Origin of the sequence: Variovorax atrisoli 110B (genome assembly GCF_000382045.1) — a bacterium.
In the GTDB taxonomy this organism is placed as follows: domain Bacteria; phylum Pseudomonadota; class Gammaproteobacteria; order Burkholderiales; family Burkholderiaceae_C; genus Variovorax; species Variovorax atrisoli.
In genome coordinates this window covers 421,651-433,226 of the sequence record NZ_KB907453.1, presented here as the reverse complement: position 1 = coordinate 433,226, position 11,576 = coordinate 421,651, and the positions used below count along the sequence as shown (strand labels likewise).

Sequence of the window (11,576 nt, the reverse complement as noted above, 5' to 3'; positions counted from 1 at the left end):
CTTCAGAGCTCGAGCACCAGCCGCCCCTCGCAGGCTCGCGAGCAGCAGGCCATCATCTTGGTGTTGGCGTCGCGCTCCATGCGCGTGAGCACCACGTCGCGGTGGTCGACCTTGCCGGCGAGCACGCGCACCTCGCACGAGCCGCACAGGCCCTCCTCGCAGTCGCTCTGCACGTCGACGTTGGCGGCGCGCAGCGCGGTCAGCAGGGTCTGGTCGGGCGGCACGGTGAGCACGAGGCCCGAATCCTTCAGCTCCACCTCGAAGGCATGCTCCTTCGACGGATCGAGCGTGGCCAGCGTGGATTCGAAATGCTCCACGCGCAGCGCGCCCTCGGGCCATGCGGCGCAGCAGTCTTCCAGCGCTTCGAGCATGCGCAGCGGGCCGCAGGCGTAGACCTGCGCGCCGGGCACCGGCTGCGCGAGCAGCGCCTGCAGGTCGTTGCGCCGGCCTTCGTCGGCGGCGTGCACATGCAGGCGCTCGCCATGCAGCGCGGCCAGTTCGTCGACGAAGGCCATGCTCGCGCGGCTTCTGCCGCTGTAGTGCAGCTCGTAGTCCATGCCCAGCGCCTTCGCGCGCCGCGCCATCGCGCTCACCGGCGTGATGCCGATGCCGCCGGCGATGAAGATCGCCTTCTGCAGCGACTCGTCGAGCCTGAAGTGGTTGCGCGGTCCGCGGATGCGCAGCCGGTCGCCGGCCTTCACGTTCGCATGCACCCATGCGGAGCCGCCGCGGCCTTCGGGCTCGTGGAGCACGGCGATCTCGAAGGCGCCCGCGTCGTCGGGGTCGCCGCAAAGCGAGTACTGGCGCGAGAGTTCGGGCGTGCCGCATTCGACGTCGATGTGCGCGCCGGCCGTCCAGCGCGGCAGCGGCTTGCCATCGGGCGACACGAGGCGCAGCTTGGCGATGCCCTCGGCCACCTGCGTCACGCCCTGCACCACCACCGGCCGCGCGATGGAATGCGCCGAGGGCTCGCCGATGCGCACCGGCACGCGCACGTCGCGCAGGCCGGGGTTCGCGCGCTCGGGATTGGCCGCCGGGTCCCATTCCACCCACAGGTGCTCGGGCCCGCGGAAGGAGGTGTTCGGCACGTAGGTGAAGCGCTGCTGCGCAAGCCGCATGTGCGGCAGCCGGCGCGTGAACTCCTCCAGGAAGATCTGCATCTCCATGCGCGCCAGGTTCTTGCCCATGCACTGGTGCGAGCCGTAGCCGAAGGTGAGATGGTCGCTGGCGTTGTCGCGGCGGATGTCGAACAGGTCGGCATCGGAGAAATGCCCCTCGTCGTGGTTGGCCGACGAGGTGACGATCAGCAGGCGCGAACCCGCCGGCAGGTCGACGCCGCCGACCTGTGTGTCTTTCGTGACCATGCGGCGCCACGCGGCCACCGAGCCGTTGTGGCGCAGGCACTCCTCCACCGCGTTGGGAATGAGCCCCGGGTCTTCGCACAGCTCGCGCCACACCTGCGGGTGCTGCAGCAGCAGCTTCACCGCGTTGGCGGTGGCGTTGGCGGTGGTCTCGTGGGCGGCGACGATGCCGGCCATCATCATCGAGTGCAGGTACGAGTCGGTCACCACCTCGGGATGCTGCATCTGCTTGCGGATGCCGTACTGCATCCAGCCGGGCGCGTCCGGGTCCTGCCGCATCTTGTCGAGCACCTTGCCGGCGTATTGCCAGAAGTTGCCCACCGCATGCGCCACCGCCACCTGCTCCTCGGGCTTCGGGCGGCCCCAGGTGTTGACGGTGTGCGCGATGGAGTACTTGCGCAGCGTGTCCATGTCTTCTTCGGGCACGCCGAGGAAGTGCAGCGCCACGGTGAGCGGGATCTCCCACAGCATCTGGTCGACGAGGTCGGCGCGGCCGTCGTCGATGAAGCGGTCGACGTACTCGCGCGCCAGCTCACGCACCATGGGCTCGTGGTGCTTCAGCGCCTCGGGGGTGAAGGGGTCCATCAGCACACGGCGGCGCGGCATGTGGGCGGGCTCGTCCTCGTTGACCAGCGTGCGGTTGAGCGCGAAGCCGTAGGAGGCGAGCACAGCATTGGCCTCTTCGCCGGTGGGCGTGATCTTCTCGAGCGCGATCGACGGGCTGAAGGTGATGTTGTCGCGGAACACCGCCTTGATGTCCTCGTAGCGCGTGAGCACCCAGTAGCCCAGCTTGGGGCTGTAGAAGATGGGCTCCTGCTCGCGCGCCCAGCGCACGTATTCGGGCGGGTCCTGCTGGTAGCCGTCCTCGAAGGGGTCGAAGTCGGCGGCGCGCCGGCTCACCGGGCAGCCGGTGGGCGTGCGCTCGGAGGACAGCGGGCCGTGCGCGACGGGGCAGCCGGAGGTTCGTGGAGGCAAGGCGGTGTCTGCGGACATGGCGGCGCGCTCAGTCGAGGGTGATCTTCAGGTCGCGGATCAGCTTGTGCCAGCGCTCGGTCTCGCTCTTGAGCAGCGCGGCGTACTGCGCGGGCGTGTTGCCGACCGGCTCCACGCCGAAGTCGACCATGCGCGTGCGCACCGAGGGCTCGTTGATGGCCGCGACCAGCTGGCGGTTGAGCGTGTTCACCACGTCGGCCGGCGTGGCCGAAGGCACCACCACGCCGACCAGCGCGGCGGCCTCGACGTTCTTGTAGCCGAGCTCGGCGAAGGTGGGCACGTCGGGCAGCTGCGGCAGGCGCGTGGGGTTGGCCACCGCCAGCGCCTTGACCTTGCCGCCCTTGATGAAGCCGGAGCCCGCGGCCAGGTCGACCATCATCGCCGGCAGCTGCCCGCCGACCACGTCGGACAGCGCGGGCGCCGCGCCGCGGTACGGCACGTGGACCATGAAGAGCTTGGCCTCCACCTTCAGCAGCTCCATCGCCAGGTGGTGCGGACTGCCCGCGCCGGCCGAGGCGTAGTTGATGCCGCCCGGCTTGGCGCGGGCCTGGGCGATGAAGTCCTTGGCCGAGTTGAAGCCCGAGTTGGCGCCGACCACCAGGATCATCGGGAACTTGCCCATCAGCGTGACGGGCGCCAGATCCTTCGTGGGGTTGTAGCTCAGCGACTTGTAGAGCGCGGGGTTGAACACCAGAGTGCCGTTGTCGGCCGACAGCACCGTGTAGCCGTCGGCCGGCGCGCGTGCGGTCTCGGCCGCCGCCAGCGCGGTGTTGCCGCCGGGCTTGTTGTCCACCAGCACGGGCTGAGCGACCTGTGTCGACAGCGTCTGCGCCACCGTGCGGGCCAGGAAGTCGGAGCCGCCGCCGGCCGCGTAGGGAACGATCCAGCGGATCGGCTTGGCGGGATAGGCCTGCTGTGCGCCGGCACCTGCGGCGACGGCAGCGAGCGAAAGGACCGCGAGACAGCGGGCGATGTGCTTCTTCATGAGGGAGTCTCCGTGAGGGATTTTGTGTATTGCGTAATTATCATACGCATAGCGTAATTCACGGATCGCGGGTTTACCCGGACTCACCGGGCGAGCACCTAACATCCAGCCGTCATGACCCAGCCCAACGAATCCGAGCCTGTCTCCCCCGCCGCCCCCGCCCGCGAACGCCGCCAGCGGGTGCAGTCCGCCGAGACCGGCATGTCGGTGCTCAAGGGGCTGGCGCACCTGGGCGGGCGCAGCAGCCTGACCGCGCTGTCGGCGCACGTCGCCGAGAGCCCGGCGAAGGTGCACCGCTACCTCGCGAGCCTGATGGAAGCGGGCCTGGTGCTGCAGGACGCCGCCTCGCAGCACTACTACCTGGGCACCGAGGCGATCCAGATCGGCCTTGCAGCCATGCGCCAGGCCGACCCGATCCGCGCGGCCGAGCCCTGCCTGATCCGCCTGCGCGAATCTCTGGAGGTGACCTGCTTCGTGGCCGTGATGGGCAACAAGGGCCCGACCATCGTGCGCTTCGAGGAGCCGGGCCTGCCGGTCACGGTGAACGTGCGCGCCGGCTCGGTGATGTCGATGCTCTGGTCGGCCACCGGACGCGCCTTCCTGGGTCTGCTCGACGAATCGCGCGTGGTCGCGCTGGCCGAACAGGAGCTGGGCGAGGCCACGCCGGAGATGCGCGCGCAGCTCGACGCGAAAGACCCGATCGGCGAGTTGCGCCGAGAGGTGCGCCAGGCGCGCTGCGCGAGCGTGAAGGACACCTACCTGCGCGGCATCAGCGCCGTGGCGGCGCCGGTGTACGACTATGCGGGAAGGGTCTGCGCCGTGATCACCGCGCTGGGTGCCACGGGCGGCTTCGATCCGTCGATCGACGGACCCATTGCCGCTGCGGTGCGGCAGGAAGCCAGGGCCGCGAGCGCCCTGCTGGGCGCCGCGAGCTGAAGCAGGGTCAGTCGGCCCAGACCACCGTGCCGGTCCACGCCGTGGCCAGCACCAGGATGCCGAAGGCGATGCGGTACCAGGCGAAGGGAATGAAGCTGTGGCTGCTGATGTACTTCAGCAGCCAGCGCACGCACAGCCAGGCGCTGATGAACGAGAACACCAGGCCCACGGCGAACAGCGGCACGTCGGCCATCGACAGCGCCGCGCGCTCCTTGTAGATGCTGTAGACACCCGCGCCGATCAGCGTGGGAATGGCGAGGAAGAACGAGAAATCGGTCGCCGCCTGGCGCGACAGGCCCAGCAGCATGCCGCCGATGATGGTCGAGCCGCTGCGGCTGGTGCCCGGGATCATCGCGAAGCACTGCACCAGGCCGACCTTGAGCGCGTCCCACGGCGTCATGTCGTCGACGTGCTCGACGCGCACCGATCCGGGCGGACGCTTCTCGGCCCACAGGATGATGAAGCCGCCGATGATGAAGGTGCTGGCCACCACGGTCGGGATGAACAGGTGCTCCTTGATGACCTTGCCGAACAGCAGGCCCAGCACCACCGCGGGCAGGAAGCCGATGAAGATGTTCAGCGCCAGGCGCTGCGCCTTGGGCTGGCGGGGCAGCGCGACGACAGTCGAGCGGATCTTCTGCCAGTACACCAGGATCACCGCGAAGATCGCGCCGGTCTGGATGGCGATCTCGAAGACCTTGCCCCGGTTGTCGCCGAAGCCGCCGAGCAGGGAGCCCGCAAGGATCAGGTGGCCCGTCGAAGAGATGGGGAGAAATTCGGTGAGACCTTCGACGATGCCCATGACGGCGGCCTTGGCCAGCAAAACAATATCCACGCGGACTCCTTTCAAGTGCGGTCATTATCGCGAGGGGGCTGGTCAGCTCGGGCTCAGCCTCCCCTGTTCCGGTGATGTTCAGATGCATTGCGTTGACACACAGTCGAGGGTGTGCGAAGGCATTCGATGCCGAAGGAGTCATTGGTAATGCGAACGTTCACGCCCGGCGACAGACTCGAAGAACACGCCTCGACTTTCGACGATCACGGCCAGGACCGCCGCAAGAACGCGCAGGACCTGGAGCGCGAACAGCACGCCTCGATGCGCCGCGTCTCGCAGGCCACCGGCGCATCGGCCCACGAGTTGCAGCAGCTGATGCAGCGGCTGCTCGACATCGACCGCTCGGGCTCGAGCGCGGGCATCGTGGCGCAGGGCCACATCGAGGCCGACCGCATGCAGTCGGGCATGTCGGCGCTCGACCTGGGCGACGGCAACGTGGCCGAGCAGCGCGGCGACGCGGTGCAGAGCATCGACTTCTGGCTGCTCGAACCGCTGGACCCCGCGCACGACAAGAAGTGGTACGCCCGCTGGAAGTTCTGGAGCTTCATCCTCGGCGCGGCCGACGCCGAGGCCGCGCTCACCCTGCAGGGGCTGGCGCTGCGCCCCACCGAGCCCGGCGACACCCACGCCGATCTCGTGGCCAAGGCGCGAAAGGTTCTCGAAAGCTGGCGCCGCACCTCCGAGCCGCTCTTCTGGTCGGCCGTGGAGTGCTACGTGCGACAACAGTCGTTCTCGCTCGAGACGCAGGCCTACCTCATGCACTGCATCGCCTCGGTGTTCACCGGCGATCCGATGAAGCTGTCGAACGCGCAGAGCGAGCAGCTCGCGGCCGTGCTCGCCGACACGTATTGCGACGCGCTGGGCACCTCGGCGAGCATGCCCTCGGCGGACATCTACCGCCGCCTGGCGCAGGGGCTGGAGGCCACCGACCGCGAAACCGGCCTCACCCGCACCCTCGGGCGCAGCGACGCGGCGCAGATCGCGATGACCGCGCTGTTCTCGGTGATCGAATTCTCTCGCCTACGCTGAAGCGCCGCCACCAGTGCGTCGGCGCAGCGCGCGCACCGCACTGTCGACCGTGGTGAGCACCGACAGCCCGCTGGCCGCCTCGCAGGCGTCGCGCGCCCGCGCCATGCTGAACTGCGCCAGCGCGATGCGCGTGCAGCCGCGATCGCGCAGTACGACGGCCTGTTCGGCGATGAGTGCATCGTGGCGCTGCGTGTCGCCGGCGTTCAGTGCGTCGAGCGCGCCCTCCGCCAGCGCGGTTTCGAGCGCCGTGCCCTGCGGAAACTCCGGCGGCATCGACGCCAGCGTGGGCGCGAAGGTGGCGATGAGGCCGAGCCGGCCCTGCAGCCCCTGCAGCGCCTCGTCGATCATGGCCTCGTTCGGCTTGAGCACCGGGATGCCCGCATGCCGCCGCGCCACCGCCTCGATGCAGGGCCCAAAGGCCGAGCAGGTGAAGAGAATGCCCTGCGCGCCGGTGTCGACCGCGTACTGCGCGAGGCGCTGAAAGCGGTCGTGAATGGCGTCGTCGAGCCCCCTGCCGTTGCGCGCCAGGTCGGCCGAGAGGCTGTCGTCGAGCAGGTTCATGCGCACGGCCTCGGGCCAATCGCGCGCGAAGGCTTCGTTGATGGGCGCGACGGAGTGCGAGAGCGCGTGGATCAGGGCAAGGCGTGGCATGAGGGTCATGGACTCGGCGGCAAGCGCTCAGATGCCCTTGGAGGAAGGGTTGGCGAAGGCCTCCTTCGTCTCGGCATTCAGCGGGTAGTTGATGTTGATGTTCTTGGGCGGAATGGGCGACATGAACCACTTCGCATAGAGCTTCTCCATCTCGCCCGACTTCATCATGCCCGAGACCACGCGATCCACCAGCGCCTTGAACGCCGGGTCGTCCTTGCGGAACATCAGCGACTGGTTCTCGGTGCGCAGGCTCTCGCCGGTGATGATGAAGTCCTTGGGGTTGCGCGCATTCGCGATCTGCCCGGCCAGCAGGATGTCGTCGAGCACGAAGGCCTGGGCGCGTCCGCTTTCCACCAGCAGGAAGGAATCGCTGTGGTCCTTGCCCGCGAGGTTGGTCACCTCCAGGCTGCGGCCGCGGTCGGCCTCGCGCAGCAGGCGGAACGACGTGGTGCCGCTGGTGGTGGCCACCGTCTTGCCCTGCAGGTCGGCGATGCTCCTGATGCCCGAATCGGCCTTCACCAGCATGCGCACGTTGTAGCGGAAGATGTCCGGCGAGAACGCCACCAGCTTCTGCCGCTCGACGAGGTTGGTGGTGGAGCCGCACTCGATGTCGACCGTGCCGTTCTGAACCAGCGGAATGCGGTTGGCCGAGGTGACGGCCTGGTACTTGATCTCGACGGCCGGCATCTTCAGCTCGCTCTTCACCGCCTCGACGATGCGATTGCAGATGTCAAGGCTGTAGCCGATGGGCTTGAGGTTGCCGTCGAGGTAAGAGAAGCCGAAGGACGACTCCCGGTAGCCGAAGGTGATGGAGCCGCTGGCCTTGATCTTGGCGAGCGTGTCGTTCTCCTGCGCCTGCGCCGCGGCGAAGGGCATGAGCGCGGCCACGAGCACGGCGGCGAAGGAAAACAGCGGACGAAGCTTGGGCATGGAACGCTCCTCGGAACGATGGTTGGGGGGAAAACGAGCGGGAAAAAAGGAGCGCTCAGCGCGCCGCGGCACGCGTGACCGCGTCGATGGAGGCCGCGAGCCGCGCGGCGATCTCCTGCAGGTCTTGCCGGGTGGCGATGAAAGGCGGCGCCAGCAGCACGTGGTCACCCTGGCGGCCGTCGACCGTGCCGCCGAACGGGTAGCACAACAGGCCGCGCGACATGGCGTCCTTCTTGATGGCGGCGTTGACCTTCAGCGCCGGATCGAACGGCACCTTGCTCGCCCGGTCGGCCACCAGTTCGATGCCCCAGAAGAAGCCGCGCCCGCGGATGTCGCCCACGTGCGGATGCGAGCCCAGCGCCTCGGCCAGCATCGCGCCGAAGGCGATGCCGTCTTCCCGCACCTTGGCGACCAGGCCGTCGCGGCGGATCACCTGCTGCACCGCGAGCGCGGCGGCGCAGGCCATGGGGTGGCCGAGGTAGGTGTGGCCGTGCTGGAAGAAGCCGCTGCCCTGGGACATCGCCTCGACGATGCGGCGCTGCGCCAGCACCGCGCCCACCGGCTGGTAGCCGCCGCCCAGGCCCTTGGCGACGGTCATCAGGTCGGGCACCACGCCCTCCTGCTCGCAGGCGTGCAGCGAGCCGGTGCGGCCCATGCCGCACATCACCTCGTCGAGGATCAGCAGCACGCCGTACTTGTCGCACACCGCGCGCACCGCCTTGAAGTAGCCCGGCACCGGCGTGAGCACGCCGGCCGTGGCGCCGCCGACGGTCTCGGCGACGAAGGCGATCACGCGGTCGGCGCCCTGCGCAAGGATGGCGGCCTCCAGCTCGGCCGCGAGGCGCTGGCCGTACTGCTCGGCGCTCTCGTCGGTGCGCTGCTCGCGGTAGGGATAGCACGGCGACACGTGCGTGGCCGGAACGAGGATGGGCGCGAAGGGCTCGCGCCGCCACGCGTTGCCGCCCACGGCCAGCGCGCCCAGCGTGTTGCCGTGGTAGCTCTGGCGGCGCGCGATGAAGTGCGTGCGCTGCGGCTGGCCGATCTCGACGAAGTACTGCCGCGCCATCTTCAGCGCCGCCTCCACCGCCTCGGAGCCGCCGCTCACCAGGTAGACGTGGCTCATGCCCTCGGGCGCGGAGCCGATCAGCTCGTCGGCCAGCTGCTCGGCCACCTCGCTCGTGAAGAAGCTGGTGTGGGCATAGGCCAGCCTGTCGATCTGCGCGTGCATGGCGGCCATGACTTCGGGATGCGCATGGCCCAGCGAGGACACGGCGGCCCCGCCGGAGGCGTCGAGGTACTCGCGGCCTTCGGCGTCGCGGATGAACATGCCCTGGGAGCTCGCGGCAACGGGCGGGGTCTGGCGGAGGTGGCGGTGGAAGACGTGCGTCATGGCTCGGTGGTTGGAACTAACGTTTCCGGCGAATTATTGTTTGGAACATTTGTTCCGTCAACTGCCGTGTTCCATCTGCTCCGGTACATTTGTTCCAACTCAGCCAAGGAGACACACCGCCATGGGCGCCAAAGAGCAGATCCGCCAGCGTTTCAACGAACTGAGCCCCGCACTGCAAGAGGTGGCGCGCTACGTGCTCGACCACCCCAACGCGGTGGTCACCGGCTCGATGCGCAGCGTCGGCATTCGCTCGCAGAGCACGCCCGCCACGCTCGTGCGTTTCGCGCAGCACATGGGTTTCGAAGGCTGGCCGCAGCTCAAGGAGGCCTTCGCCGCGGAGATGGGCCTGGGCTCCGAGACCTACGGCGGCCGCGCCAAGCAGCTCGTCGGCCGTGCCAGCGACCAGACGCTGACCGGCGAGATGTTCGAGGTCCAGCGCCGCAACCTCGAAGCCACGCACCAGCAAAGCGGCTATGCGCTGCAGAAGGCGTGCGCACTGATCGAGAAGGCGCCCGCCGTGCACGCGGCAGGCTTCAGGGCCTGCTTTCCGATCGCGTTCTCCTTCGTGTACGTGTACCGGCTCTTCCGCGCCAGCGTGCACCTGGTCGATGGCCAGGGCGGCTCGCTGGAGATGCAGCAGCGCGCCTTCTCCAAGGGCGACGCGGTGGTGGTGGCGAGCTTCGCGCCCTATTCGCGCGAGGCGCTGCAGGTGGCGAAGGCAGCCAAGGCGGCGGGCTGCCGCATCGTCGCGATCACCGACAGCGTGGCCTCGCCGCTGTCGCTGCTGGCGGACGAGACGCTGCTCTTCACGATCCACAGCCCGTCGTTCTTTCCGTCGATCGCAGCCGGGGTGGCGGTGACCGAGGCGCTGGTCGAACTTCTCGCCAGCCGCGCCGGCAAGCCGGTGATCCGGCGCATCGACGAGACCGAGGCGCAGCTCTTCGAATCGGGGGCGTACCTCACGGCGCCGGCCGCGCGCGGAGGACAGGGGCAGGCCTGACCGCCCGGGCGATCAGGCGTTCGGATCCTCAGGCCAGCGCCCGGGTGCGGCTCGGATTCTTCTGGCTCAGGTAGAGCACCAGGAGATCGCGGTTGGCGTTGATGTGGTCGCGCATGGCAGCCTCGGCAACGCCGGCTTCCTGCCGGCCGAGCGCCTCGACGATGCGGCAATGGTCCGCGAACGCCTGCAGGGCCTGCTCGTGCTTGTGCAGCAGCATCGAGGCATCCCGGTTGTGGGGGCGCAGCTTGCTGTCGAAGATGATCGGCAGCTGGCTGGCGCGCTGCACCGCCTCGGTGAGCCAGCGGTTGTCCGCCAGCGCCAGCAGCTTCTGGTGGAAGGCCACGTCAAGGTCCTGCCAGCGCGCGGCGCGGCCGTCGGACCATTCGCCGGTGTGGTGCAGCAGCTCGTGCTGCTCGTCGAGCATGGCCGTCAGTTCCGACAGCGCCTTGCCGTCGAGCCCGACCTCGGCGATCAGCCGGCAGCACATGCCCTCCAGCGTGGCACGCACGCTGAAGGCGTCGTACACGTCCTTGGCGTTGAAGCGGCGCACCTGGAAGCCCTTGTTGGGCAGGTAGACGAGCAGCCCCTCGTCCGCCAGCCGTGCCATGGCGCCGCGAACGGGCGTGCGCGACACGCCGAGCTCGTTGGCCAGCGAGATTTCCATCAGGTGGGAGCCGGGTGCGATCTCGCCGTCGAAGATGCGGTCACGCAGGGTATCGGCCACGGACAACGCTCGGGTCCGTGAAGGATCTGGGGGGGTCATCGAAAGTGGAAACTGGGGACGGCCGGAAGCGGGCCGCGCGGATGGTACGGCCGCGTACAAAAGCTTCATATCCCCAGTTTCCGTAAAAATTTTTATTCCTGGACTTTTTCGATGATTGCGGAGAATTTATTAACCTGTGTGAACCAGTTGGGACCTTAGGCCTTACCTCGTCCCACCCCGACCGTCAAGACGAGAACCTTTGCATTCGCTGTCAGCCCGCAGCTTTCCGGGCAGCCACATGGATCGCGGCGCGGATGCGCGGATAGGTGCCACAGCGACAAATGTTTCCGCTCATGGCGCCAGAAATGTCGTCATCGCTCGGATTCGGCGTCTTTTTGAGCAGCGCGCAGGCCGACATGAGCTGGCCGCTCTGGCAGTAGCCGCACTGCACCACGTCGACTTCGCTCCAGGCGTTGCGCAGGGCGTCGGCCTCCCTGCCCTTGAGGCCTTCGATGGTGGTGACCTCGCGGCTGCCGACCGCCTCCAGCGGCGTGACGCAGGAGCGCACCGGCTCGCCGTCGAGGTGCACGGTGCAGGCGCCGCACAGCGCCTTGCCGCAGCCGAACTTGGTGCCGACGAGCTGCATCTCGCCGCGCAGCACCCACAGCAGCGGCGTGTCGGGCTCGGCGTTGACGGTGACGGCCTTGCCGTTGACTGTGAGCGTGGTGGTCATGGGGTGCTCCTTATTTCCTTTTTTCCCTGT

Annotated in this window: 11 protein-coding genes; 3 read left to right on the top strand and 8 right to left on the bottom strand. The window is 68.4% G+C overall.

Features of this window, described 5'->3' with window-relative positions:
• Positions 1 to 2 precede the first annotated feature (2 nt).
• Positions 3 to 2,354 (bottom strand): cytochrome P450/oxidoreductase, encoded by a 2,352-nt coding sequence (locus tag G369_RS0115975; RefSeq protein WP_019655018.1) that lies wholly within the window; start codon positions 2,352 to 2,354, stop codon positions 3 to 5.
• A gap of 10 nt (positions 2,355 to 2,364) precedes the next feature.
• The gene (locus G369_RS0115970; RefSeq protein WP_019655017.1) at positions 2,365 to 3,339 is read right to left on the bottom strand and encodes a Bug family tripartite tricarboxylate transporter substrate binding protein; all 975 of its coding nucleotides are present in this window, start codon (positions 3,337 to 3,339) and stop codon (positions 2,365 to 2,367) included.
• Positions 3,340 to 3,453: 114 nt separating this feature from the next.
• Here G369_RS0115970 and G369_RS0115965 point away from each other — a divergent pair, with 114 nt between their 5' ends.
• Positions 3,454 to 4,275, top strand: coding sequence for an IclR family transcriptional regulator (locus G369_RS0115965; protein ID WP_019655016.1), 822 nt, complete (start codon positions 3,454 to 3,456; stop codon positions 4,273 to 4,275).
• Between the two features lie 7 nt (positions 4,276 to 4,282).
• On the opposite strand, the gene G369_RS0115960 is transcribed toward G369_RS0115965, so the two are convergent.
• Entirely contained in the window at positions 4,283 to 5,110 is an 828-nt protein-coding gene (locus G369_RS0115960) for an undecaprenyl-diphosphate phosphatase (RefSeq protein WP_019655015.1), read from the bottom strand.
• A 147-nt stretch (positions 5,111 to 5,257) separates the two neighbouring features.
• On the opposite strand from G369_RS0115960, the gene G369_RS0115955 reads away from it, so the two are divergent.
• Entirely contained in the window at positions 5,258 to 6,139 is an 882-nt protein-coding gene (locus G369_RS0115955; RefSeq protein ID WP_019655014.1) for a hypothetical protein, read from the top strand.
• Here G369_RS0115955 and G369_RS0115950 read toward each other — a convergent pair.
• The 3 genes from G369_RS0115950 to G369_RS0115940 are packed head-to-tail and all read right to left on the bottom strand — an operon-like array spanning position 6,131 to position 9,110.
• On the bottom strand, positions 6,131 to 6,790 hold the full coding sequence (locus tag G369_RS0115950; RefSeq protein ID WP_020723092.1) for an aspartate/glutamate racemase family protein: 660 nt from the start codon (positions 6,788 to 6,790) through the stop codon (positions 6,131 to 6,133). The two genes, G369_RS0115955 and G369_RS0115950, sit on opposite strands and share 9 nt — an antisense overlap.
• 27 nt (positions 6,791 to 6,817) lie before the next feature.
• Positions 6,818 to 7,720 carry a transporter substrate-binding domain-containing protein gene (locus G369_RS0115945; RefSeq protein ID WP_019655012.1) on the bottom strand — a complete coding sequence of 301 codons (903 nt, stop codon included), beginning with the start codon at positions 7,718 to 7,720 and terminating at the stop codon, positions 6,818 to 6,820.
• A gap of 55 nt (positions 7,721 to 7,775) precedes the next feature.
• Positions 7,776 to 9,110: an aspartate aminotransferase family protein gene (locus G369_RS0115940; RefSeq protein WP_019655011.1), complete on the bottom strand. Its 1,335-nt coding sequence runs from the start codon at positions 9,108 to 9,110 to the stop codon at positions 7,776 to 7,778.
• Positions 9,111 to 9,231: 121 nt separating this feature from the next.
• Between G369_RS0115940 and G369_RS0115935 the strand changes: the two genes are divergently transcribed.
• Positions 9,232 to 10,110, top strand: a complete 879-nt coding sequence (locus G369_RS0115935; RefSeq protein WP_019655010.1) for a MurR/RpiR family transcriptional regulator — start codon at positions 9,232 to 9,234, stop codon at positions 10,108 to 10,110.
• Positions 10,111 to 10,138: 28 nt separating this feature from the next.
• Here the strand turns inward: G369_RS0115935 and G369_RS0115930 are convergent, their stop codons facing one another.
• Complete coding sequence (locus tag G369_RS0115930) at positions 10,139 to 10,834, bottom strand: GntR family transcriptional regulator (RefSeq protein WP_164713586.1); 696 nt, start codon at positions 10,832 to 10,834, stop codon at positions 10,139 to 10,141.
• Between the two features lie 250 nt (positions 10,835 to 11,084).
• Positions 11,085 to 11,546, bottom strand: coding sequence for a (2Fe-2S)-binding protein (locus G369_RS0115925; protein ID WP_019655008.1), 462 nt, complete (start codon positions 11,544 to 11,546; stop codon positions 11,085 to 11,087).
• Positions 11,547 to 11,576 lie beyond the last annotated feature (30 nt).